The organism is Janthinobacterium sp. SUN120, from assembly GCF_030397735.1.
Classification (GTDB): Bacteria; Pseudomonadota; Gammaproteobacteria; order Burkholderiales; family Burkholderiaceae_D; genus Janthinobacterium; species Janthinobacterium kumbetense.
In genome coordinates, this window is sequence record NZ_JAPUBW010000003.1 from 325,381 (window position 1) to 347,610 (window position 22,230).

General features: G+C 63.6%; 19 protein-coding genes. 8 read left to right on the forward strand and 11 right to left on the reverse strand.

What is annotated here, in order from left to right:
- The first annotated feature begins 36 nt into the window (after positions 1-36).
- The 3 genes from O0879_RS19325 (at position 37) to O0879_RS19335 (ending at position 2,843) form a co-directional block, all read left to right on the forward strand.
- Positions 37-486: a CBS domain-containing protein gene (locus tag O0879_RS19325; RefSeq protein WP_289918230.1), complete on the forward strand. Its 450-nt coding sequence runs from the start codon at positions 37-39 to the stop codon at positions 484-486.
- Between the two features lie 78 nt (positions 487-564).
- On the forward strand, positions 565-1,383 hold the full coding sequence (locus O0879_RS19330; protein ID WP_289918232.1) for an AraC family transcriptional regulator: 819 nt from the start codon (positions 565-567) through the stop codon (positions 1,381-1,383).
- The gene (locus O0879_RS19335; RefSeq protein WP_289918234.1) at positions 1,380-2,843 is read left to right on the forward strand and encodes a carbon-nitrogen hydrolase family protein; all 1,464 of its coding nucleotides are present in this window, start codon (positions 1,380-1,382) and stop codon (positions 2,841-2,843) included. Before O0879_RS19330 ends, O0879_RS19335 begins: the two co-directional genes overlap by 4 nt.
- Before the next feature lie 193 nt (positions 2,844-3,036).
- Here O0879_RS19335 and O0879_RS19340 read toward each other — a convergent pair whose 3' ends face one another.
- Positions 3,037-3,777: a GntR family transcriptional regulator gene (locus O0879_RS19340; protein WP_034781815.1), complete on the reverse strand. Its 741-nt coding sequence runs from the start codon at positions 3,775-3,777 to the stop codon at positions 3,037-3,039.
- A 388-nt stretch (positions 3,778-4,165) separates the two neighbouring features.
- On the opposite strand from O0879_RS19340, the gene O0879_RS19345 reads away from it, so the two are divergent.
- Together O0879_RS19345 and O0879_RS19350 are read left to right on the forward strand one after the other, a co-directional pair.
- Positions 4,166-6,844, forward strand: coding sequence for a TonB-dependent receptor (locus O0879_RS19345; RefSeq protein ID WP_251349897.1), 2,679 nt, complete (start codon positions 4,166-4,168; stop codon positions 6,842-6,844).
- A gap of 249 nt (positions 6,845-7,093) precedes the next feature.
- The gene (locus O0879_RS19350) at positions 7,094-8,215 is read left to right on the forward strand and encodes a heparan-alpha-glucosaminide N-acetyltransferase domain-containing protein (RefSeq protein WP_289918236.1); all 1,122 of its coding nucleotides are present in this window, start codon (positions 7,094-7,096) and stop codon (positions 8,213-8,215) included.
- Positions 8,216-8,338: 123 nt separating this feature from the next.
- On the opposite strand, the gene O0879_RS19355 is transcribed toward O0879_RS19350, so the two are convergent.
- The 10 genes from O0879_RS19355 to O0879_RS19400 form a co-directional block, all read right to left on the reverse strand.
- Positions 8,339-9,655 carry a hypothetical protein gene (locus tag O0879_RS19355; protein ID WP_289918238.1) on the reverse strand — a complete coding sequence of 439 codons (1,317 nt, stop codon included), beginning with the start codon at positions 9,653-9,655 and terminating at the stop codon, positions 8,339-8,341.
- Between the two features lie 160 nt (positions 9,656-9,815).
- Positions 9,816-10,949, reverse strand: a complete 1,134-nt coding sequence (ugpC, locus tag O0879_RS19360; protein ID WP_289918240.1) for a sn-glycerol-3-phosphate ABC transporter ATP-binding protein UgpC — start codon at positions 10,947-10,949, stop codon at positions 9,816-9,818.
- Between the two features lie 14 nt (positions 10,950-10,963).
- Positions 10,964-12,286 carry an MFS transporter gene (locus tag O0879_RS19365; protein ID WP_077400590.1) on the reverse strand — a complete coding sequence of 441 codons (1,323 nt, stop codon included), beginning with the start codon at positions 12,284-12,286 and terminating at the stop codon, positions 10,964-10,966.
- A gap of 26 nt (positions 12,287-12,312) precedes the next feature.
- The gene (locus O0879_RS19370) at positions 12,313-13,149 is read right to left on the reverse strand and encodes a carbohydrate ABC transporter permease (protein ID WP_289918242.1); all 837 of its coding nucleotides are present in this window, start codon (positions 13,147-13,149) and stop codon (positions 12,313-12,315) included.
- Positions 13,150-13,161: 12 nt separating this feature from the next.
- The gene (locus tag O0879_RS19375; RefSeq protein ID WP_289918243.1) at positions 13,162-14,031 is read right to left on the reverse strand and encodes a sugar ABC transporter permease; all 870 of its coding nucleotides are present in this window, start codon (positions 14,029-14,031) and stop codon (positions 13,162-13,164) included.
- Between the two features lie 7 nt (positions 14,032-14,038).
- Positions 14,039-15,298, reverse strand: a complete 1,260-nt coding sequence (locus O0879_RS19380) for an extracellular solute-binding protein (RefSeq protein WP_289899943.1) — start codon at positions 15,296-15,298, stop codon at positions 14,039-14,041.
- Positions 15,299-15,430: 132 nt separating this feature from the next.
- Entirely contained in the window at positions 15,431-16,444 is a 1,014-nt protein-coding gene (locus O0879_RS19385) for an SIS domain-containing protein (protein ID WP_071079063.1), read from the reverse strand.
- Entirely contained in the window at positions 16,434-17,546 is a 1,113-nt protein-coding gene (gene nagA, locus O0879_RS19390; RefSeq protein WP_099665200.1) for an N-acetylglucosamine-6-phosphate deacetylase, read from the reverse strand. Before nagA ends, O0879_RS19385 begins: the two co-directional genes overlap by 11 nt.
- Positions 17,543-18,277: a GntR family transcriptional regulator gene (locus O0879_RS19395; protein ID WP_070282815.1), complete on the reverse strand. Its 735-nt coding sequence runs from the start codon at positions 18,275-18,277 to the stop codon at positions 17,543-17,545. The genes nagA and O0879_RS19395 overlap by 4 nt, the downstream gene beginning before the upstream one ends.
- A gap of 2 nt (positions 18,278-18,279) precedes the next feature.
- Positions 18,280-19,152, reverse strand: a complete 873-nt coding sequence (locus O0879_RS19400; protein ID WP_289913405.1) for a BadF/BadG/BcrA/BcrD ATPase family protein — start codon at positions 19,150-19,152, stop codon at positions 18,280-18,282.
- Positions 19,153-19,500: 348 nt separating this feature from the next.
- On the opposite strand from O0879_RS19400, the gene O0879_RS19405 reads away from it, so the two are divergent.
- The 3 genes from O0879_RS19405 to O0879_RS19415 all read left to right on the forward strand — a co-directional run bounded on the left by O0879_RS19405 (position 19,501) and on the right by O0879_RS19415 (position 22,229).
- Entirely contained in the window at positions 19,501-19,788 is a 288-nt protein-coding gene (locus O0879_RS19405) for a hypothetical protein (RefSeq protein WP_029496217.1), read from the forward strand.
- Positions 19,789-20,018: 230 nt separating this feature from the next.
- On the forward strand, positions 20,019-20,543 hold the full coding sequence (locus tag O0879_RS19410; protein WP_289918244.1) for a hypothetical protein: 525 nt from the start codon (positions 20,019-20,021) through the stop codon (positions 20,541-20,543).
- A 51-nt stretch (positions 20,544-20,594) separates the two neighbouring features.
- Complete coding sequence (locus O0879_RS19415) at positions 20,595-22,229, forward strand: AAA family ATPase (RefSeq protein WP_289918246.1); 1,635 nt, start codon at positions 20,595-20,597, stop codon at positions 22,227-22,229.
- The last annotated feature ends 1 nt before the right edge of the window (position 22,230 follow it).

The following is a 22,230-nucleotide window of genomic DNA, read 5'->3' on the forward strand; positions in this document are numbered from 1 at the left end:
GTAGCGTGGACACTCTGCCTCAAACGGAGTGGCGACATGCGCATCGGCGACATCTGTACCCTGCACACCATCCATTGCCAGCGTGACACCAGCGTGCAAGACGCGGCGCTGCTGATGCGCCAGCACCATGTGGGCGACCTGATCGTGGCCGAACAGCCGAACGGCGAGCGCGTCCCTATCGGCATCCTCACCGACCGCGACATCGTCATTTCCGTCATCGCCCTGGGCCTCGACCCCGCCAGCCTGCTGGTGGGCGACATCATGAGCGCGCAACTGCTCACGGCCAGCGAAGACGAAGACGTCTACGACATCATCGAACGCATGCGCGTCAACGGCATCCGCCGCCTGCCCGTGGTCAACAGCCTGGGCGCGCTTTCCGGCGTCGTCAGCATCGACGACCTGCTCGCCTTCCTGGCCCAGGAGATGGCCGAGCTGGCGCGCATCAGCAGCTGCCAGCTGGTTTACGAAAAGCGCACGCGCAAATAAGCCCGCATTGCGCAATTTCAGTCAAATCCTCGTGATCTGAAAATGCTACAGTCGCAGCTCGTTCAACGGGAAGCGTCCATGCACTATCTGGCCAAGGCACTCTGGTATATCGAATCGCATTATGCGGAAAATATCTCGCTCGGCGACATCGCCCACGTGGGCGGCGCCTCGCCGTGTCACCTGACGCGCGCGTTTGGCTTGGCCACGGGCCATTCCGTGATGCGCTATGTGCGGGCGCGCCGGCTCAACGAGGCGGCCCGCGCGCTGGCGCAGGGCGCGCAAGACATCCTCGCCGTCGCCCTGCAGGCTGGCTACAGTTCCCACGAGGCATTTACGCGGGCCTTCCGCGAGCAGTTCCAGCGCACGCCGGAAATGGTGCGGGCCCAGCGCCATGTCGCCAACCTCGTGCTGGTGGAGGCCATCAAACTGGATGTGGCGCCTGGCGTGGCCCTGGAAGCACCCCGTTTCGAACAGGGCCCCGCCTTGCTGGTGGCGGGCCTCGTCGAACGTTATCGCGCAGAAACGGTTGCCGGCATCCCCGCCCTGTGGCAGCGTTTCCTGCCCCATGCGGCGCCCGGCCAGCTCGTGTATGGCGTGTGCTGCAACAATGATGATGCGGGCAATTTCGATTACCTGTGCGCCATGCCGGTGAACGACTTTTCGCAGTCCCCCGACGGCTGGACGCGGCTGCGCATCGCCCCGCGGCGCTATGCCGTGTTTCATCACCGCGGTCACATTTCCACCATCCGCGCCACCTGGCACACGGTGTGGAACGAGTGGCTGCCCCGGTCCGGCCTGGAAGTGGCCGACGCGCCCGATTTTGAACGCTACGACCAGCATTTCGATCCCGCCAGCGGCAGCGGCGGCGTGGAAATCTGGCTTCCCTTGAAAGCATGACCATGCTCCATACCTTGTCTGCGCCGGCTGCCGGCGGCACCGCGCTGCGCCAGCGCCTGTTGCAAACCGCCGCAGCGCTGGCGGCGGGCCTGCCCCTGTACTGGGTGCTGGGGCCGCAGCCGCTGGGCTGGCTGGCCTGGTGCGCGCCGCTGCCCGTGCTGTGGCTGGCCCTGCGCTCGTCGCGCCGCGATGCGGCCTGGATGACGTTCCTGGCCGCTCTGCTGGGCCTGTCATCGAACGTTGCCTATTTTCGCCTGCTCATGCCCTTGCCGGCCATGCTGGCCGTGATGTTCGTCAAGGCACTGCTGTGGCTGCTGGTGGTGCTGGCCACGCGGCGCCTCGTGCTGCGCTACCGCTCCGGCTGGACGGTGCTGGCGTATCCCGTGCTGTGGGTGGCCATCGATACGGTGATGGCGGCCTTGCTGCCGGACGGTAACTGGGGCAGCCTCGCGTATTCGCAAGCGGATAATCTTGCCGTGCTGCAGGTGGCGGCCCTGGCGGGCGTGCCCGGCCTGCTGTTCTTGCTGTGCCTGGCGCCATCCGCGCTGGCCTTGCTGCTGGCGGGCGGCCGCGCATATGCGCCAGCGGCTGGCGCGGCCGCGCTGCTGCTGGCGGCCGCGTTCGCCGGCGGCGCCTGGCGCGTGCAGGGCGCGCCGGCCTTGGCGCCGGCAGGGCCGCTGGCGGGACTGGTGGCCATCGATGACTTTATCGGCCCGGCCACGCCGCCCGCACGCGCGCAAGCCGTCTGGGACCAGTACGCGCGCCATGTCGGGCAACTGGCCGGGCAGGGCGCCACGCTGGTGCTGTTGCCGGAAAAGATAGCCGTGCTGGCCCCTGCGCAGGCGGATGCCGTGCGGCAGCGTTTCCAGGCGCTGGCGCGCAGCACGGGCGCGTGGATTATCCTGGGTATCGGCGTGCAGGACGCTGCCGGGCGGCGCAACCTGGCCTGGCTGTTCGCGCCCGATGGCGCCGCGCCGGTCAGCTATCAGAAGCATCATCTGGCGCCGCCCGAGCGCGAGTTTCTTGCTGGCAGCGCGTATGCCGTGCAGCCGGTGGCGGGGCAGGTCATGGGGCTGGCCATTTGCAAGGACATGCATTTTGCGCCACTAGGGCGGGCATATGGCGTGGCCGGCGCGCAAACGATGCTGGTGCCGGCCTGGGATTTCCAGCTGGACGCCTGGATGGGCGCGCGCATGACCGTGGTGCGCGGCGTGGAAAACGGTTATGCGGTGCTGCGCGCGGCGCGCGAGGGCGTGCTGTCGGTCAGCGATGCGTATGGGAACGTGCTGGCGGAGCGGGCCAGCAGCGCCATGCCGGGCAGCACCTTGCTGGCGCCGCTGCCGGCAGCGAGGCCCGTGGCCACGTGGGCCGGTTGGCTGGGGCCGCTGTTCGGCTGGCTGTGCGTGGCGCTAAGCGTGATCCTGCTGTGCGTGGGCCGCCGCGCCGCGCCCGCCGTTTGACGTATAACGCCACGTTTTGTTGCAATGCGCAAAACCGTATTGCACAGCTTTCTTTTATATTCTGCGCGGGCGGCCACATAATCGCCGTTGATAATTGCACCATTGCCGTGCATATTATAGGTGGGATACCGGCATATATATTGCACTGCAATAAGTGGTGTTATCCGGTATTGAGAAATTCGCGCATCCGGTATTAATTGGTACTTAATTCGGCCACGAAGTCATACATATCGCCGCGGAAGTAGGAGCGGCAAAATTCCACGGCGCGCCCATCGCGCAAAAAGCCCAGCCTTTCCACCGACAAGCCCGCGTCGCCTTCCTCCGCCTGCAGCAGGCTGGCCTGCTCCCCCGTCAACAACAAGGCGCTGAGGCGCTGCAAGGCGCGCACGGGCCGGTTGCCCGCCTGTTCCAGCGCGTCATACATGGAGATATCGACAGCGTCGAGGTTCGGCAGGCAGCTGGCGACGATGGTCGCGTATTCCAGGCACATCGGCACCTCGTCCGCATAGCGGATGCGGTGGAAGCGGTACACGGGCGCGCCCGGCGACAGCCGCAGGCGCAAGGCTTCTTCCGGCGTGACGGTGCCTTCTGCGCGCTTGAGCCACACGCTGCGGGGCGTGCGTCCGCGCGCGCGCATGTCCTCGGAAAACGAGGTCAGCTTGGCGAAGTTTTTCTCGATGCGCGTATTGATGAAATTGCCCGAGCCGGGGCGCCGCACCAGCAAGCCCTCGTTGACGAGCCCATCGATGGCCTTGCGCACGGTGATGCGCGAAACGGACAGGTCGCTGGCCAGCTGGCGCTCGGCCGGCAAGGCTTCCTCGGGGCCGAGGATGCGCTTATCGATCGCTTCGCGCAGCGCGCGCTGCAGTTGCTGGTACAGGGGCAGGCTACTCGTCTGCCCCAGGCCTTGCATGATGTGAGCGAGGGTTGTCATACGCTGAGGGTCTCCGTTACGGCGCGTTGCAGACGCGCTCTGTATCTGTTTTGTGTCGCTGGATAATACCAAAAAAGGCCGTTATAAAACCAATTTGAATTATCAGGCCAACAATTTATGCCTGGCTTCCCCCATATTTAAGCCGCTCATACGGGCTACGGATTGATTTAGATAAAGTGGTCTGTGTGATTCAAACAACGTTATAAAAAAAAAGTTGCAACTGGTAGTGTTCTGGTATTGGATAGTAGTATATTGGCGTTGAATTGGTTTTGTAAGTGGTTGTGCCGAAGGGTCTGCAGCATGCCGGCGTGAGTGGGCGGGCTGGAAAGAAGACCTACGTTAAAAATGAAAAGGTTCCAATCCTGGAGCCTAAATCAAGGGGGAGTACATGAAACGCAATTTGACACCTGCAGCTGCCGTCGTGAAATCCGGATCGCGTAGCCGTACGCCGATCGCCGCGGCCGTTGCCGTGATGGTCGCTGGTCTGGCTTTTTCGGCGCAGGCGCAAGAAGCACCCGCCGACGACGTGACGACCGTCACCGTGACCGGCGTGCGTGCCTCGCTGGAAAAGTCGCTGAAGCAAAAACGCAATGCGGATTCCGTGGTGGAAGTGGTGACGGCCGAAGATATCGGCAAGATGCCTGACCGTAACGTGGCTGACGCGATCCAGCGCCTGCCAGGTGTGAATACCCAATCGTCGGCCGGCGGTGAAGGCGGCTTCGGCGAAAACGACCGCGTCAGCCTGCGCGGCACCAGCCCCAGCTTCCAGCAAACCCTGTTCAATGGTCATGCCATCAGCACGGGCGACTGGTTCGTCCTGAACCAATTCGGCGGCAACGTCGGCCGCAGCAGCAGCTTCTCCTTGCTGCCATCGGAACTGGTGAGCTCCGTTGTCGTGCACAAGAGCGCCACGGCAGACCTGCCTGAAGGCGGTGTTTCGGGCGTGATCGACGTGATCACCCGCCGTCCGCTGGAATTCAAGAACCAGATCACTGCTGAAGGTTCGATCCAGGCTTTCCACAATGACCTGGCCGGCAAGACCGACCCGCAGTTCTCCGGCCTGGTAAACTGGAAGAACGACACCAATACCCTGGGCATCATGGTGCAGGGCTTTTCGCAAAAATCGACCGTGCGCCGCGATGGCCAGGAAATCCTCGGCTACACGCCGATTGCCGCAGACAGCGTTGCGGCCAAGGCCCGTCCTGAACTGGCCGGCGTGAAAGTGCCGACCTTTATCGGCGCCACCCTGTTCGAGCAAAAGAAAACCCGCGAAGGCGGCGCATTCGATATCGAATTCAAGCCCAGCAAGGACTTGACCCTGGACGTGAACGGCTTCTATTCGCAACTGAAGGCGCCGCATCAAAACACGAACTGGCTGGCCGCGCCCGCCAACTCGATCAACAGTACGAAAGACGGCGTGCCGAACGGCCAGATACCGACCAACTACACGGTCAAGAACGGCACCATGACAGGCGCGACCTTCGCCAAGAACGCTGGCGAAGTCGACAATATCTACCGTCCTGATGCCGGCGGCGAATCGTACTACCTCGATTTCAACTTCAAGTACCGCGCCACCAAGGACCTGACCCTGACCGGCAAGCTGGGCAAGACCCATGGCCTGGGCTATGACCGCAACGATGTCTACTACCAGAACAACGTCGATGGCGGCATGGTGTATCAATTGAACGGCATGAGCCCGGCCAGCGTTTCCTATCCGGGCGGCACCACCACCAAGCCAGGTTCGACGGCATGGATCGGCGGTGGCGAATCACGTTCCGTCGACCAGGAAAAATATGCCCAGATCGACGCGGAATTGCGCCTGTCGTCCGGCATCTGGGATTCGATCAAGTTCGGCGGCCGCCTGACCGATCACAAGCGTTCTGCCGAGCATCCGATTGATGCCAAACCGGGTCCTCTGGGTATCTCCAATCCGGGCCCTGTTTGGAATGGTACCCAGTATCCTGGCGATTTCGGCAAGGATCTGGGTGGCAACCTGTCGAGCAATTACTTCAAGTATGACGGTGCAGCACTGGCCGCCTGGGCCGCGATCCCTGGTAACCGCAATCTCGATCCAGTGCAACGCCATAACTGGACAGACGAATTCAAACTGCAGGAAAAAACCTCGGCCATCTATGCCATGGCCAATTTGACGGGCGATAACTGGAGCGGTAACTTCGGCCTGCGTGCCGTGCAGACCAAGCAGTCGACCCTGGTCAACAAGCTCGGCGGCCCGATCGTCGGCTCCGACTGGAAACCGTACTCGCAGAACTTGTTTGAGCGCACCTATAATGACTACTTGCCTAGCGCCAACATCAAATTCGATGTGCGCAACGATCTGGTCATCCGCGGCGCCGTTGCCCGTACCATCGCCCGTCCTGATTACAGCGCGCTCGGTGGTTCGGTATCGCTGAACGACGATGCATTGAGCGGTGTCGGCGGAAACGTCAAGCTTGACCCTGTCAAGTCGGACAACGCTGAGATTAGCGCAGAATGGTACTTTGCGCCAAAATCGGCATTCTCGGTGGGCCTGTTCTACATGGATTTGAAGTCCGTCGTATCCAATGGAACTGTTAGCGGGACTTATTACAATAGCAAGCGCGGTACCGACGCCGTGTACCAGATCACGTCGCCATTCAATACCAGCGGCAAGAACAAGGGCGCGGAGTTCAGCTACCAGCAACCGCTGTTCGGCGACTTCGGTATTTTGGCCAACTACACCTATGCCGACGGCAAGCTGGATAACGGTGATGAACTGGTCAACGCATCGCGCAGCACGTATAACCTGACGGCCTTCTACGAAGCCAATGCCCTCAGCGCTCGCCTGGCCTACAACTACCGTTCGTCCTACAAGGCGGGCGTGGATCGTGGCGCCAGCCAGCACGTCGAAGGCGCTGGCGGCCTGGCCGGTTCGCTCAACTACAAGATCAACGAACATTTCACGGTCACGTTCGATGCGCTTAACCTGACGAACACGACCATCAAGATGTACGCTGAAAACCGCGATCAGCCACGCGCGTTCTACAGCAATGGCCGCACCTTCTACCTGGGCCTGCGCGCCAAGCTGTAAGCAAGACGACCCGGCCTGGCGCACACGTGCTGGGCCTGGCCTTCCTCGGTCTTTTCAAGGCAAGTCCCTGCATCAGGGCCTTGCCTTTTTTGCTGAGTGGGTGAGTTGTTTCTGTTATTGCCATTCAGTAACAGTCACCGTGTGGCAGGCTACGCCATCGGTGGTTGCCAGTACGTCGTACCCAGCCTTCGGCGGTACAGCCCTTCTACCAGCAGCGGGCGAATATTTATCTTTTTATATGGCATCATTATGACTATTGCACCTCAACGCTACCTCGCCCTCGATGTCTTGCGCGGCCTGACCGTGGCCCTGATGATCGTCGTCAATACGCCCGGCGACTGGGGCAGCGTGTACGCCCCGTTCCTGCATGCCGAATGGCATGGTTTTACCTTGACGGATCTGGTCTTTCCCAGCTTTTTGTTTGTCGTCGGCAATGCCTTGGCCTTTGCGCTGGGCAAGTACGAAAACCTGGACCATGGCGCCGTGCTGGCCAAGCTGTGCAAGCGCAGCGCGCTGATCTTTTTACTGGGCTTCCTGCTGTACTGGTTCCCTTTCTTCAAGATCGACGACGCGGGCCAGTTCGCCTGGTCGCCCCTGTCGCACACGCGCATCCCCGGCGTGCTGCAGCGCATCGCCGTATGCTACCTGGCCGCCGCGCTGATCCTGCATTACTGGAAGACGCGGGGCGCGCTGGCCTTCAGCGCCTGCGCCTTGCTCGGCTACTGGGCCATCCTGGCATGCTTTGGCGACTACAGCTTGCACGGCAACGCGCCGGCCAAGCTGGATCTGATCCTGCTGGGCGACAGCCATTTGTACCACGGCGAAGGCATCGCCTTCGATCCGGAAGGCATCCTCGGCACCTTGCCCTCGATTGTCAATGTGATCGCCGGCTACCTGGCGGGCAGTTTCCTGCGCCAGGCGGCGCCGGCGCGGCTGCGCTCCAGCTTGTATCAGCTGGCCGTGGCCGGCGCCATTTGCGTGGCGGTGGCTTTGTGTTGGAACGAGGTGTTTCCGATTAACAAGAAGCTGTGGACCAGCTCTTACGTGATGCTGGGCATCGGCCTGGACTTGCTGCTGCTGGCGCTGCTGATGTTCATCATTGATGTACGTCAAATGACGGGCTGGACCTACTTCTTTGAAGTCTTCGGCAAGAACACCCTGTTCATCTACCTGGTGTCGGAAGTGCTGGTGATTATCGCGTTTACCGTGCGCATCGGCAGCGGCAACCTGTACCAGTGGCTGTACCAGCAGTGGTTTACGGGCTGGGCGCCGGCGCGCGTGGGGTCCATGCTGTTTGCCGTCAGCTTCATGTTGCTGTGCTGGCTGATCGCCTACGGCATGGACAAGCGCAAGATCTATATCAAGGTCTGAAACTTGACGTCAGTCCATGCCGCGTGGTCAGGGCGACGATAGCCATTCTTGGGTGAATGGTCGAAAAAAAAGCAGCCCCGGCCTGAGCCGGGAACTGCCTTGCGTCTGCTTGAGGGGCAGGAATTACTGTGCCGCTGCTGCCGGTGCCGCCGCTGCCGTGGCAGGACGGTTCAGCCACAGGATCCAGTAGCGGGCCAGGTCGCCCACGCCGTCGCCGCCCTTGACCGTTTCCAGGACCTTGATGGCGTCGTCTTTCTTGCCGGCCATGGCATAGGAGTAGCCGAGGCGCAGCTTGGCGTCTTCAGCACGTTTCAGGCCGCCCTTGGCGATGCCTTTCTGGATCAGGTCGATACCTTTGTCGAACTGGTCCATCGTCACGAAAGCGTAGCCGAGGTTGATCAAGCCCGTGCCATCCTTGCTCTTCATGGCCGACGCTTCGCCGCTGGCGATGTTTTTCGCATCGTCGGCGGCAGCCTTGTTGGCCTGGTCGCGCAGTTTCTTGTGCTTGGCAGCATTCGCGCCCGTGCCCAGCACGCCTTTGGCAAAGCCCGCGTCCAGCACTTTTTTCGCTTCCGTCGGGAAAGCGTTCTGCAAGGCAATTTCAGCCATGTCGCTGTAATCTTGCGGTGGCATGGTGCCGACGGCCTTGAATTGCAGGCGCAGCACGTCCAGCGCGAAGCGGTCGGAATAGCCGGCCTTGCCTTGCGTGCGGCTCAGCAAATCGCTCCAGTAGTCATCCGACGGGTAGTAGCGCACCAGGTTTTCCATGGCGACCAGGTAGATGGCCGGGTCCTTGCTTTTCGAACCCGTGTTGGCCAGCAATTGCAGTTCTTCGATGGTCGGCGTCTTGCCCGCCTGCTGCTTGGCCGTCAGGTCGGACATCAGTTCCTGTTTCGCGCGCGCGAAATCATTGCTGAAGTAATACGCGCGGATGATGTAGGGACGCACGCCAGCCACATCGCCTGTTTCCGTCTGGTAACGGGTGAACCACTTGATGGCGTTCGGATAATCCTTGGCGTTGTAGTGGTAGTTGGCCAGTGCCTGGATGAAATCGCCCTGCACCTTTTTTTCCAGCTTGCCCGATTCGATCACCGCTTCCAGCGCCGTCATGGCCATAGTCGCATTGTTGGTGGTCGAGGCCAGCGCCACGCGCAGGCGGTTCAGTACGAACAATTCATAGGGCGTCAGGGCGGGAATGGCGGCAGCCTGGTCGATGCGGCTTTGCACGTCGGCATAGTTTTTCGCATCCATCGAAGCCTTTACGGCGTCCGGATCGAGCAGCTTGAACACTTCAGGACGTACCGTGTCGGCGGGCACGGCGGCGGGCGCACCCGCAGCGGCGGCTGGCTTGGCATCCTGCGCGTGCGACAGGGATGGCAGGACATTCAGGCCGATGGCGGCCAGGAGCAGGCTAAGACGGGCAAGACGGAATTGGGACATGGGTTATCCTTCAATCAATAACAAAAATACGCACCTGCACTGGCAGCCGCAACATCGTGCAGTGGCATTGCCAGAGGGGCAAGGAAGCTCGAAAAAACACATTTCTGCCGTTCTGCCTGCATAAGTCAAACAGAAGCGGCATGATACGAAGCGGCTATTGTCACATAAACGGCTGAGCGGGTGCGGCAAACGTGCGCGCTAGGGCTTGCCCTGCGGCATCGAACAGCAGGCAGCGCTGCGCCGGCAGGTGCAGGCGCATGGCGTCGCCCGCCTGACGCAAGCCTTCCTCGGCCGGCAGCTTGACGGCCAGCATCTCGGTCACGCCCGGCATGCTGGCGTAAACGATGGCCACGTCGCCCAGGTATTCGACATGGCTGACGGCAGCGTCGATGACGTTGTCGCCTGCAGCGTCCCGGTCCTGCAGGACGACGTGCTCGGCGCGCACGCCCAGGGTCAGCTGGTCGCCCGGCGCCACGTTCCCGCCCAGCGCTTCGACGTCGATGACGGCGCCGCCGGGCAGGCGCACGGCCACCGAACCGGGGCCGCTGGCGACGGCTGTGCAAGCGATGAAGTTCATCTTCGGCGCGCCGAGGAAGCCGGCCACGAACAGGTTGCCGGGATTGTTATACAGCGCGTGCGGACTGCCCACCTGTTCGATGCGCCCGCCGTTGAAGACGACGATGCGTTCGCCCAGGGTCATCGCCTCGACCTGGTCGTGCGTGACGTAGATCATGGTCGTCTTCAATTCCTGGTGCAGGCGCGAGATTTCCACGCGCATCTGCACGCGCAGCGAGGCGTCGAGGTTCGACAGCGGTTCGTCGAACAGGAATACCTGCGGCTTGCGCACGATGGCGCGGCCGATGGCCACGCGCTGGCGCTGGCCGCCCGACAGGTCCTTCGGCTTGCGTTTCAACAGTGGCGTGATCTGCAGGATCTCGGCCGCGCGCTCGACGGCGGCGCGCACCTCGGCCTTCTTGTGCCCCGCCAGCGAGAGGGCGAAGGCCATGTTTTCGAATACCGTCATGTGCGGGTACAGGGCGTAGCTCTGGAAAACCATGGCAAGGCCCCGCTCGGCCGGCGCGATATCGTTGGCCAGCTTGCCGCCGATATGCAGCTCGCCGTCCGTGATGTCTTCCAGTCCCGCGATCATGCGCAGCAGGGTTGATTTACCGCAACCGGACGGCCCCACGAAGACGACGAATTCGCCGTCGCGGATATCGAGGTCGATGCCGTGGATGACCGGGTGCTTGTCGTCGTACAGCTTGACGATGTTCTTTAACGCGATATGTGCCATGAAGTGGTTCTATCCTAGCTGGCGCTGGCCGGTGCGGACGTGGCGCCCGTGTCAGTCTGGCCGGAGGCATCCTTCGGTCCGATGCGCATGAAGCGCGACAGGATCAATACGGGGACGGCCGACACCAGCACCCACAGGAAAAAAGTCTTGTAGCCGAGGGCTGTCTGGATGTCGCCGCTGATCATCTTGAACAGCACGAAGCCCAGCTGCATCACGCCGGTGGCGAACGCATAGTGGGCCGTCTGGTACTTGCCGACGGAGACCACCTGCATCATGAACAGGATCAGGCCGACGAAGCCGAAGCCATAGCCGAACATCTCGACGCTGAGCGCGGCCGTGATCAGGGTCAAATCGGTGGGCATGCTGTGGCTCAGGTAGTAGAACACCAGGTTCGGCAAATTCATGGCCAGGATCAGGAAGAACATGGCGCGCTTCAGGCCCAGCCACGACGTGAAGTAGCCGCCGCCGATGCTGCCCAGCAGGAATGCGACGGTGCCGGCCGTGCCGTACACGGCGCCCACTTCCGTCGTCGACAGGCCCAGTCCCCCCAGTTCGCGCGCTTCGCGCAGGAACAGCGGGCCGATGGTCTGCACTTGCGCCTCGCCGGCGCGGAACAGGATGATGAAGGCGATCATGCCCCAGATGCCGGGTTTTTTCAGGAAGTCCACCAGCACGTCCCACAGCGTGCGGCTGATGCCGGCCACGCTCTTGTCGGCCACGGCCGCGTTGCGCACCTGCGGCAGCGCCCACAGGTGGTACGCGGCCAGCGACAGCATCATGGCGCCGATGATCAGGAAGATCACCGACCATGCGGGCTTGATGCCGATTTTTTTCTCCAGGTAGCCGGCCAGGATCACCAGGCCGCCCAGCGAGATGAATTTGCCCGCGTTGAAGAAGGCGCCTTGCCAGCCCGCGTAAGCCGCCTGCTGCTTGTCCGACAGGCTGGCGATATACAGGCCGTCGCAGACGATGTCGTGCGTGGACGAGGCCAGCGCGGCGACGAACAGCACGGCGATGCAGGCGGCAAACCACAGCGGCGTTTGCAGGGCCAGCGCGATCAGGCCCAGGCTCAGGCCACCGGCGAACTGGAACAGCACCACCATGGTCTTCTTGCTCGATGCCAGTTCCAGGAAGGGGCTCCACAGCGACTTGAAGACCCAGGCAAAGCCGATCAGGCCCGTCCAGCGGGCGATCTGGTCGTTCGGCACGCCCATGCTCTTGAACATCAGGCCGGCCACCAGGGCCACGGCGTAGAACGGCAGGCCCTGGGCGAAGTACAAGGTCGGCACCCAGGAAATCGGGCTGCGTTTGCCAATGTTGGTGCGCTTGTCGTGCATGGAGGCTTCCTTATCGAGAGACGTTTTCATTTGACTGCGCCGTCCATGCCGCGCATGAAGAAGCGTTGGGTAAACAGGAAGGCGAGCAGGGTCGGCACGATGGTGATCAGGGTGCCGGCCGCAATCACGCGCGTGCTGCTGCCGAAGGTGCCGCGCAAGTACAGCACGCCCACCGACAGGGGGAATTCATCGGGCTTGCTCATGACGATCGACGGCCAGATGTATTCATTCCACGATTCGATGGCCGTCAGGATGCCGACGGTGGCCAGCCATGGCGTAATCAGCGGCAGCATGATGCGGCTGAAGATCACCCATTCGGAGGCGCCATCGACCCTGGCCGCGTCGATCAGGTCTTGCGGCACTTCCTCGAACGCCTGCTTGAGCAGCAAGATGGCGACGGCCGTCACCACGTTGGGCAGGATCACGCCCGTGTAGGTGTCGACCAGGCTCATTTGCGTGATGGTGATGAAGTTGACGAGGAAGTTCACTTCCGACGGCAGCACCAGCGTGGCGAGAATCAGGCCGAATACCAGTTTGCGGCCGCGGAATTTCAGGCGCGCCAGCGGATACGCGGCCAGTGAGCACAGCAGCAGTTTCCAGAATACGGTGAACACGGCGATCAGTACGGAGTTCCTGAAGAACGACCAGATGGGAATCGCGTTGAACACTTCGATGAAGTTGTCGAAGGACGGCGCCTTCGGCCAGAAGGTGGGCGGGAAGGCGAAGATATTGCCCTCCGTGGAAATGGCCGTCACCAGGGTCCACCAGAACGGGAAGACGCAGACGACGGCGATCGCGCATAGCACGGCATAGTGGCCCAGTATTTGCAGGCGGGTTTTCAGGGGGCGGGAACGTTTTTGCATGGTCATTCCCGATCAACGGTGCTTGGGTTTGAGGTAGCGCAGGCACAGCAGGGCGATGCCGATGCAGAATAGGGACACGACGAAGCTGGCGGCCAACGCGCGCGGCAGTTTCAAGTGCTTGAGGCCCTGGTCGTACGCGTAGTACAGCGCCGTGAAGGTGGAATTCATGGGGCCGCCCTGGGTCAGCACGTCGACTTCCTGGTACGCCTTCAGGGCCGCCAGCACGGACAGGATGGAGCACAGCATGATGGTGGGGCGCAGCATGGGCACGGTGATCTTCCAGAAGCGCTGCCAGCGGTTGGCGCCGTCGAGCATGGCCGCCTCCTGCATGTCCGACGGAATCGATTGCAGGGCCGCCAGGTACATCACCATGTACCAGCCCAGGCCGCGCCACAGGGTGACGAACATGACGGCAAACAGGGCCAGGCTGTCGTTCGACAGCCAGCCCACGGGCGCGTTCACCAGTTTTAACGTCATCATCACGTAGTTCAGCGCACCCTGCTCGTGGAACATGAAGCCCCACATGATGCCGACCACGGACACGGTCGTCACCACGGGCACGTAGAAGGCGGCGCGGAACAGACGGATGCCGGGCAGGCGGTTGTTCACCAAGACTGCCAGGGTGATGGCGCCCACCTGCACGAAGGGCACCATCAGCAGGAACATCAGCGAATTCTTCAGGCCCGCGACAAACATCTCGTTATTGAAGATGTAGCGGAAGTTATCGAGGCCGACGAAGCGCGTCTCGCGTATCAGGCTGTAGTCGGTGAAGGCCAGCACGGAGCCGTAGCCGACGGGCCAGAAGGAAAAGGCGGCCAGCAGCAGCAGGGCGGGGGTCAGGAACAGCCAGGCTTGCAGAGTGTGGCGGTGGGAGAATGTCATGGTGTCCTCAGTGGCGCGGCAGGGTGGCCAGCTTGCGGTTCCAGATGGCGACGGCCTGGTCCAGCGCCTGCTTCACATCCTGCTTGCCCGTCACGCCCGCCTCGACGGCTTTCACCAGCGAGCGGCGCAGCTCGTCGTAGTCGTCGATGCCGGCCACGTACAGGGTGCGCGAGTGGCCCATCGACAGGGCGCCGGCGGCGACCGCCTTTTCGGCCGCGCCCGCGTTGGTCGGCGTGGCGAGGAAAAACGGATCGGCCGCCGCTTTCACCGTGGTGGGGAAGACGCTGGCCTGGCGCGCGAACGCCAGCTGGTTTTCGTCGTTCGTCAGGAAGCGCGCGAACTTGCCGACCGATGGCAACTGGCGCGCCGGCACGCCTTTCGGAATGGCGAAGTGCACCAGCCAGCCGCCGTCGGCGATGCCGGTGGGGCCCAGCGGCGCGGGCGCCACGTCGGTGATGGCGTAGATGTCTTTCGCGTCGCCGCGGATGCGCTGCATGGCCGTGGGCGGCGCGAGCAGCATGCCCAGGCGGCCGCCCTTGTAGGCGTCGATCACGGCGGGGAAGTTATCTTCGGCGAACAGGCTTTCCTTCAGCAGGCCGCCCACCTTGTAGGTGTCGGCCAGCTTCTGCACCAGCGCCACGTGCTGCGGCGAATTGAAGACGGCGCGGTTGTCGGTAATCACGGCCAGGCCCTGCTGCATGAACAGGCCGTCGATTTTCGACAGGGCGGGGGCGATGCCGGCCTTGCCCGTGCGTTGCGCGATCTGGCGCGCGAACGCCAGCTGTTCATCGAGGCTGGCGGGGCCGCGCGCTAGGCCCGCCTGCTTGAAGATGGCGGTATTGAAGGCGATTACCGCGACATTGCTGTACATGGGGAAACCGTAGGTGCCGCCCTTGAAGCGCAAGTCCGCCAGGGCGCTGGGGATGTAGCTGGCGCGCGCTTCTGCGATCAGGCCATCGACGGGCGTGAGCAAGCCGTCGCGCGCGAATTCGTCGGCCCAGGGCACGTTCAGGCTGACCAGCGCGGGCGGCGTGCCGGCCACGATGCGCGTGACCAGCTTGGTCTGGATGACGTCCCACGGGAAGTCGATCCATTCGATCTTGACGCCGGGATTCTGCGCCTCATAGCGCGCCACCACCGCATTGAAATACGGCGTGAACTTGGGCTTCATGCTGAAGGTCCAGAATTCGATTTTCTCGGCAGCCCATGCCTGCGGCGCGAGCAGGCCCGCGCAGGCAACAACCGCCAACAGTCTCTTGATCGTCATTTTTATCCTGGAGCGCGAGGCTCCAATGTCCATGAGTCCGCGGCGCGGGTACATGCCCTTGCCGTCGCTTATATTCGGGTGCTACGGACGGCAGCCGCGCCCCGTGCCGGGGGCGCAGCTGCCGCTTGCTGCTTAATTGGTTTTGGTGACCTTGCTCAGGTGACGCGGCGCATCCGGGTCCATGCCGCGCGCGGCCGACAGTTTGGCCGCCATCACGTAGAAGGACTGGATGGCGACGATCGGATCGAGATCCGGCGTGGCCGCCACGGGCAGGGTCAGGTCGCGCTCGGCCACGTCGGCGGGGGCCGCCAGCAAGACCTTGGCGCCGCGGCCGCGCATCTCGGTTGCCAGTTGCAGCAGGCCGGCTTGCGTCGGGCCGCGCGTGGCGAAAATGAGCAGCGGGTAGCCGTCTTCGATCAGGGCCATCGGGCCGTGCTTGATTTCGGCGCCGCTGAAGGCTTCCGCCTGCAGGGCCGAGGTTTCCTTGAATTTCAGCGCCGCTTCCAGCGCCACGGGGAAGCTGATGCCGCGGCCGACGACCATGATGTTGCGGGCCGGCGCCAGTACGTCGATGGCGGGCGACCAGTCGACGCGGGTCGCTTCGAGCAGCGCTTCGGGCAGCGCTTCCAGGCCCGCCTGCAGTTCGGGGTCGTTCTGCCACTGCGCCACCATGCGCGCGCCGGCGACCAGGCTGGTGATGAAGCTCTTGGTGGCGGCGACACTTTGTTCCTTGCCCGCGCGCAGGGGCATGGCCCACTCGGCGGCGTGCGCCAGCGGCGAGTCGATATCGTTGACGAGGGCCACGGTGGTGGCGCCGCCGTCGCGGAAGTAGCGGATCGGCTCGACCACGTCAGGGCTTTGGCCCGATTGCGAGATCGAGATGGCCAGCGTGTCGCGCGTCACCAGCGGCGACTTGTTCAGCGTCACAAGCGACATCGGCAGGGATGCGACAACGCGGCCCAGGCGCGCCATGATTAGGTAGGCGACGTAGTTGCAGGCGTGGTCCGAGCTGCCGCGCGCGATGGTCAGCGCGGTCGAGAACGAGGTGCTCCTCAATTTGCGGCCCAGTTCCGCGTAGCGTTCCGTGTCGCTGGCCAGTTGCAGGGCGACGCATTCGGCGGCGGAAATGGCTTCTTTAAGCATCATTGAGGTCACAGATTTCTCCTTCTATATACACAGCTTTGAGTTTGAGATCGCGATCGAGTACCACCAGATCGGCGTAAGTACCGGGGGCCAGCCGGCCGCGTTCTTCCAGGCCCAGGTAATCGGCGGCGTTGGTCGACACGCGCTTGGACGCGTCGGCCAGGTCCAGTCCCAGTCCCACCAGGTTGCGCAGCGCCTGGTCCAGGGTCAGGGTGCTGCCCGCCAGGGTGCCGTCGGGCAGGCGCACGCCGCCCATGCATTTCTGCACGGCGTGGCGGCCCAGCATGTATTCGCCGTCCGGCATGCCGGTGGCGGCGGTGGAATCGGTGACGCAGTACAGGCGCGGGATGGCGCGCAGGGCCACCTTGATGGCGCCCGGATGCACGTGCAGCAGGTCGGGGATCAGTTCGGCGTATTCGGCGTGCGCCAGGGCGGCGCCGACCATGCCCGGCTCGCGGTGATGCAGGCCGCTCATGGCGTTGAACAAATGCGTGAAACCCATGGCGCCATGTTCCAGCGCGGCCACGCCGTCTTCGTACGAACCGAGCGTGTGGCCGATCTGCACACGCACGCCGGCGTCGGCCAGGGCGCGCACTAGGTCCAGGTGGCCGGCGATTTCCGGCGCCACGGTGATGACGCGCAGCTTGGCCAGGGTTTGCAGGCGCTCGATTTCAGCCAGGTTGGCGGCGCGCGCGTAGTTCGGCTGCGCACCCAGCTTGCCGGAATTGATGTACGGGCCTTCCAGGTGGGCGCCCAGCACGCGCGCCGTGTTCGGGCGGCGGTGGTTGGCGGCGATGCCGATGGCCGTCAGGGCCATGTCGATGTCTTCCGGCGGCGCCGTCATGGTGGTGGCCAGCAGGCTGGTGGTGCCGTGGCGCGCATGAATGCCCGCGATGGTGTAGACGGCTTCGCCGCCTTCCATGATGTCCTTGCCGGCGCCGCCATGCACGTGCAGGTCGATAAAGCCGGGCAGGATGTAATCGTCGCTGTTGCCCGACGGGTGGAGCGAATCGCCCGTGATGCTGTCGACCCGCTCGCCGAAGGCGATGGCGCCGTGGATCCAGCCGCCGGGGGTAAGGATATTGCCTTTGATAGTGCTGCTCATCTGCGCGACTCCGCTACGAATTCATAATAATCACTGCGGCAATACGAGTGGGTCAGTTCCACCGCTGCGCCGTTGTCGAGATAACTGACACGGGTGATGTGCAGCATGGCTTCACCCGTCTTGATATTGGCCAGCTTGGCCTGTTCCGCCGTGGCGTTGACGGCGCGGATATGCTGCAGCGCGCGCATCGGGATGGTGCCGCGCGACTCCAGGTAGCCGTACAGCGAATCGGTGACCTGCTGCGGGTCCGGCATGTACAGCGCGGGGATGGTGGTCGTTTCGATCGCCATCACCACTTCGTCGGCCGTGCGCAGGCGGCGCAAACGCGCCACCGGCATGTGCGGCGACAGTCCCAGCGACAGCAGTTCCAGCGGCGCGGCCGCGCCGATGTCGCGCTGCAGCCAGCGCGAGCCGGCCGTGAAGCCCCGCTGGCGCAATTCTTCCGAAAAGCTCGTCAGGCGCGACAGCGGCTGTTCCAGCTTGGGCGTGATGTAGGTGCCCGAGCCGCGCTTGCGCGTCAGCATGCCCCTGTCGCACAGCATGTCGATGGCCTTGCGCGCCGTGACGCGCGAGATTTCCAGGATGTCCGACAGCACGCGCTCGGAAGGCAAGGCCTGGTTGGCGCGCCAGTCGCCGCTGGCGATGCCGTCCGACAGCATGTTCGCCAGCTGCATGTAGAGCGGCGTGTCGCTGGCCGGATTGGGTTTGAAGGCGGACAGTTTGGCCAGCATGGTCATTGCTCCTGCAAGTGCTTGCGTATCAGGCGCAGGCCGCCTGCGGCCGAGTCGCCCTGTGCCGGCACGACCAGTTGCAACAGTGCCGCCGGCAGGTAGCTCGACAAGGGCGCCGCCAGGCCGCCGCACAGGGCCACGGGCAAGGCACCGGCCGGGTCGAGGGCCCTGGCGATGAGGGCGATCTGCTGGCCCGCGTCCACCAGGATGGCGCGCGCCACCGCATTGGTGGCTGCGTGTTCGAGCACCAGGCGCGCCAGTTGAGCGAAATTGGTCTGGCTGGCGGCCGCCAGCCACACCTGCATGGCGTCGCGCTGGCCGCCGCAGGCATCGATGATGGCTGTGGCGAAGGCGCTGCCGGGCACGCGGCCGTCGGCCACCTGCTGCGCATGGTTGATGGCGCGCATGCCGATCCAGGCGCCGCCCGCTTCGTCGCCGGACGGGAAGCCCCAGCCGCCCACTTCATGGCGGCTGCCGTCCGCGTGCAGCACTTCGCCCACGCTGCCCGTGCCGATGGCAACGATGGCGCCCGGCTGGCCCGCATGCGCGCCCAGCAGGGTGGTCAGGGCGTCCGATTCGAGCGCGACGGCGGCATAGCCGGGATTGTGTTCGATGAAGCTGGCGGCCCACTGCTTGTTGTGCACGCCGGCCAGGCCCAGGCCGATGGCCATGCGCTGCAGCGGCGGCTGTTCCAGTGCGGCGGCGCGGAAGGCCAGGGTGACGGCATGCGCGACGGACGTCCAGGCCCGTTCGATGCCCAGTCCCAGGCCGGATGGGCCGCTTTGTCCCTGCGCCAGTTCCTGGCCATCGAGGCGCGCCAGGCGTACGCGGGTTCCGCTGCCCCCGCCGTCGACGCCGATTATGTATTCGATCATGTTGTGCAGTCCCGCGTTTGGTTGATTGCGCCTGTCTCGGTTCTTTTATTTGTCGGGCGGCGAAAAAGCTGAAGGCACTATATTGTCGCCCCGATGGCTTGTCAACAGGTATTTAAGTGGTATTAACAAATGCGTTGCGCGCTGTCGCCGCATGCCCGAGGGCATGATTGCAAGTGATTGTTAATAAAGGGATTTTCATGCTTGCCGAATGGTATTGAAATTGGCCTTGTTTAATGCCAATTTTTTCAGACTGGTCTGCGCCGCGCGCGGTAGTGTTGCTTCCGCGCATGCTTGGCAAGGGACGCCATGAAGAGTAAAGTCCGCCTTTTACACCTGAGTTGGAAGAGCATGATGAACGACAAGGCAGCAAAGAGCGATTACTGGGACGACTGGCAGCAAGAGGCGCTGGCCGCTGGCGTGTCGGCGCCGCTGGCTGCGCTGGGCATGGAAATGATGCGCACGCACCGCAAGAACCGCTGGCCGAAGGATTTCCTGGGCCGCGAAAGCGATGGCCCGGTCATGATCGAAATGTGCCTGGAAGACGAAGCGGAAACGGAATTGTTCTTCATCGAGAACCTGTATCCCTACGATGCGGCGCTGATCGAAAAGACGCGCCGCCGCCTGTGCCTGCACTGAGAGTGCGCTGACGCGCGACTGGAACGGCCGCCTTGTGCGGCCGTTTTGCTTTTCGGGTGGCATTTTCATGGGGGAGTGTCATAATGGCCCAGGCATTTCCGCCCAGGTATGGAGTAGATAATGAGCAAGGCACAGGACAGCAAGAAGGAAGCCAAGAAGGAACCGGCCAAGACCATGAAGGAAAAGAAGGAAGCCAAGAAGGTCAAGAAAGAAGAGCGCAAGCGCTGATCATGCGCCTGCGTCGCTTACTGTCGCGCCCGTGGCGTGCGCCGGCCCTGCTGGCGGCGTTCGCCCTGCTGGCCGTGGGCACGCCCGTGTCCGGCGTGCTGGCGCAGCAAAAGCCGCCGCCATCCACGTTCGGGCAGGTGGTGGGCAACGCCGTGCTGTGCATCGACCAGATCGACAACAAGGCCTTCTATACGTATCTGCTGACGGCCTTCGGCCCCGCCTACAAGCATGAAGGGGGCGCTTACTGGTTCCGCACGGACGCCACCTTGTGGGGCGCGCCGATTACCGACGTGATCGTCAGCGACGACACCAGTCCCCTCGTCTTCATGGGCGTGGTGGCGGACGCGACGCCGGAAAAGCTGGAGCCGGCCATCCGCGGCGTCTCGGGCCTGCGCTTCAATAAGCTCGACAATTCCGCCTTTCCTGTCCGTGGTTCCGTGCCTGGCAGTAAAATCGTCTACTTCCGCAGCAAGGCGAAAGTGTATTGCGCCAAATACAAGCCGTTGCCGCCCGCCCGCACCCGATGAGGGGTTCGGCTTGCCGCCGCGCATTTTGATCGTTTCATCCGCAGGGTCTCCATGTACACGCATTATTTCCAGCTCAAGCAATCGCCGTTTTCGATCGCCCCCGATCCGCGCTACCTGTTCATGAGCGAACGCCACCGCGAAGCGCTGGCGCACCTGCTGTATGGCGTGGGCAGCGGCGGCGGCTTCGTGCTGCTGACGGGAGAAATCGGCGCCGGCAAGACCACCGTGTGCCGCTGCTTCATGGAACAGATTCCGGAAAATTGCCAGCTTGCCTACATCTTCAATCCGAAACTGTCCGTCGAGGAATTGCTGCTGTCGATCTGCGAGGAATTCCGCATCGCCCTGGCGCCCGGCGTGGCCAGCGTGAAAGGCTATGTCGACGCCATCAATGCGCACTTGCTGGCCAGCCATGCGCAAGGCAAGAATAATGTGCTGATCATTGACGAAGCGCAAAACCTGTCCGCCGCCGTGCTGGAGCAGCTGCGCTTGCTGACCAACCTGGAGACGAGCGAGCGCAAGTTGCTGCAGATCATACTGATCGGCCAGCCGGAATTGCGCGCCATGCTGGCCCGTCCCGAACTCGAGCAGCTGGCGCAGCGCGTGATCGCCCGCTACCACCTGGGGTCGCTGACGGCGGACGAGACGGCCAGTTATATCCGCCACCGCCTGGCCGTGGCGGGCAGCACGGCGCAGACGCCGTTCGCGCCGCGTTTGATGGCGCAGATCCATGCCTTGAGCAAGGGAGTGCCGCGCCGCATCAACCTGCTGTGCGACCGCGCGCTGCTGGGCGCCTACGTGGAAAACCAGCCGCAGGTGACGCGCCAGATACTGCGCCGCGCCGCCGAGGAAGTGTTTGCGGAAGAGGGGAAGTCGGCTGCCGGACGGGGTCTGCGCTGGCCGCACGTGGCCGGTGGCGTGCTGGCCGGCGCCGTGGTCACGGCCGCGCTGGCCTGGCATTTCATGCCGCGCCCGTCCGCCGTGCCCCCTGCACCTGCCGTGGCCGCCTCTGTGCCGGCCGTCTCCGCCGTGGCGGTTGCCGCCGCGTCTGCCCCCGCACCGGCCAGCATGCCGGACCGCAACGCGGTGCTGCGCCAGCTGGCCAGTCTGTGGGGCGAGCAGTTGCCGGCCGGTGACGCTTGCCAGGCGGGCGCCCGCGCCGGCCTGCGCTGCCTGCATAGCCGGGGCGGTATCGCCGAGCTGCGCGTGCTGGACCGTCCCGCCCTGCTGGCCTTGCGCGACGGGGAGGGGACGGAACAACTGGCGCTGCTGACGCGCGTGCAGGACGAGAACGCCACCGTCCTGCTCGATGGCAAACAACAAAGCGTGCCGCTGGCCCAGCTGGCGCAGCGCAGCGACGGCAGTTTCACCACCTTCTGGCGTGCCCCGCGCAGCTGGCGCGACGAAGTGCCGCTGGGCGCCCGCGGCGCCGACGTGGACTGGCTGGCGCAGCGCCTGGCGCAACAGCAGGGCTTGCCTGCGCCGGCCGCCAATCTGCCGCTCGATGCCGAGATGCAAGGCCTGCTGCGCGCTTTCCAGCAGCGCCAGAACTTGCGTGCCGATGGCCTGGCGGGCCCGAAAACATTCATACGCCTGATGCAGCTGGGTGACAATTCGGAGCCGCGCCTGAGCAGCGCGGCTCCTGCCGTGGCAGCGCCCGCTGCGACGGCGATGGTGGCGGGGAAATAAG

Excerpts from the sequence above, each read along its gene's own strand:
- O0879_RS19325 (WP_289918230.1), top strand. The coding sequence starts at position 37 with ATGCGCATCGGCGACATCTGTACCCTGCACACCATCCATTGCCAGCGT.
- O0879_RS19330 (WP_289918232.1), top strand. The coding sequence starts at position 565 with ATGCACTATCTGGCCAAGGCACTCTGGTATATCGAATCGCATTATGCG.
- O0879_RS19335 (WP_289918234.1), top strand. The coding sequence starts at position 1,380 with ATGACCATGCTCCATACCTTGTCTGCGCCGGCTGCCGGCGGCACCGCG.
- O0879_RS19340 (WP_034781815.1), bottom strand. The coding sequence starts at position 3,777 with ATGACAACCCTCGCTCACATCATGCAAGGCCTGGGGCAGACGAGTAGC.
- O0879_RS19345 (WP_251349897.1), top strand. The coding sequence starts at position 4,166 with ATGAAACGCAATTTGACACCTGCAGCTGCCGTCGTGAAATCCGGATCG.
- O0879_RS19350 (WP_289918236.1), top strand. The coding sequence starts at position 7,094 with ATGACTATTGCACCTCAACGCTACCTCGCCCTCGATGTCTTGCGCGGC.
- O0879_RS19355 (WP_289918238.1), bottom strand. The coding sequence starts at position 9,655 with ATGTCCCAATTCCGTCTTGCCCGTCTTAGCCTGCTCCTGGCCGCCATC.
- ugpC (WP_289918240.1), bottom strand. The coding sequence starts at position 10,949 with ATGGCACATATCGCGTTAAAGAACATCGTCAAGCTGTACGACGACAAG.
- O0879_RS19365 (WP_077400590.1), bottom strand. The coding sequence starts at position 12,286 with ATGCACGACAAGCGCACCAACATTGGCAAACGCAGCCCGATTTCCTGG.
- O0879_RS19370 (WP_289918242.1), bottom strand. The coding sequence starts at position 13,149 with ATGCAAAAACGTTCCCGCCCCCTGAAAACCCGCCTGCAAATACTGGGC.
- O0879_RS19375 (WP_289918243.1), bottom strand. The coding sequence starts at position 14,031 with ATGACATTCTCCCACCGCCACACTCTGCAAGCCTGGCTGTTCCTGACC.
- O0879_RS19380 (WP_289899943.1), bottom strand. The coding sequence starts at position 15,298 with ATGACGATCAAGAGACTGTTGGCGGTTGTTGCCTGCGCGGGCCTGCTC.
- O0879_RS19385 (WP_071079063.1), bottom strand. The coding sequence starts at position 16,444 with ATGATGCTTAAAGAAGCCATTTCCGCCGCCGAATGCGTCGCCCTGCAA.
- nagA (WP_099665200.1), bottom strand. The coding sequence starts at position 17,546 with ATGAGCAGCACTATCAAAGGCAATATCCTTACCCCCGGCGGCTGGATC.
- O0879_RS19395 (WP_070282815.1), bottom strand. The coding sequence starts at position 18,277 with ATGCTGGCCAAACTGTCCGCCTTCAAACCCAATCCGGCCAGCGACACG.
- O0879_RS19400 (WP_289913405.1), bottom strand. The coding sequence starts at position 19,152 with ATGATCGAATACATAATCGGCGTCGACGGCGGGGGCAGCGGAACCCGC.
- O0879_RS19405 (WP_029496217.1), top strand. The coding sequence starts at position 19,501 with ATGATGAACGACAAGGCAGCAAAGAGCGATTACTGGGACGACTGGCAG.
- O0879_RS19410 (WP_289918244.1), top strand. The coding sequence starts at position 20,019 with ATGCGCCTGCGTCGCTTACTGTCGCGCCCGTGGCGTGCGCCGGCCCTG.
- O0879_RS19415 (WP_289918246.1), top strand. The coding sequence starts at position 20,595 with ATGTACACGCATTATTTCCAGCTCAAGCAATCGCCGTTTTCGATCGCC.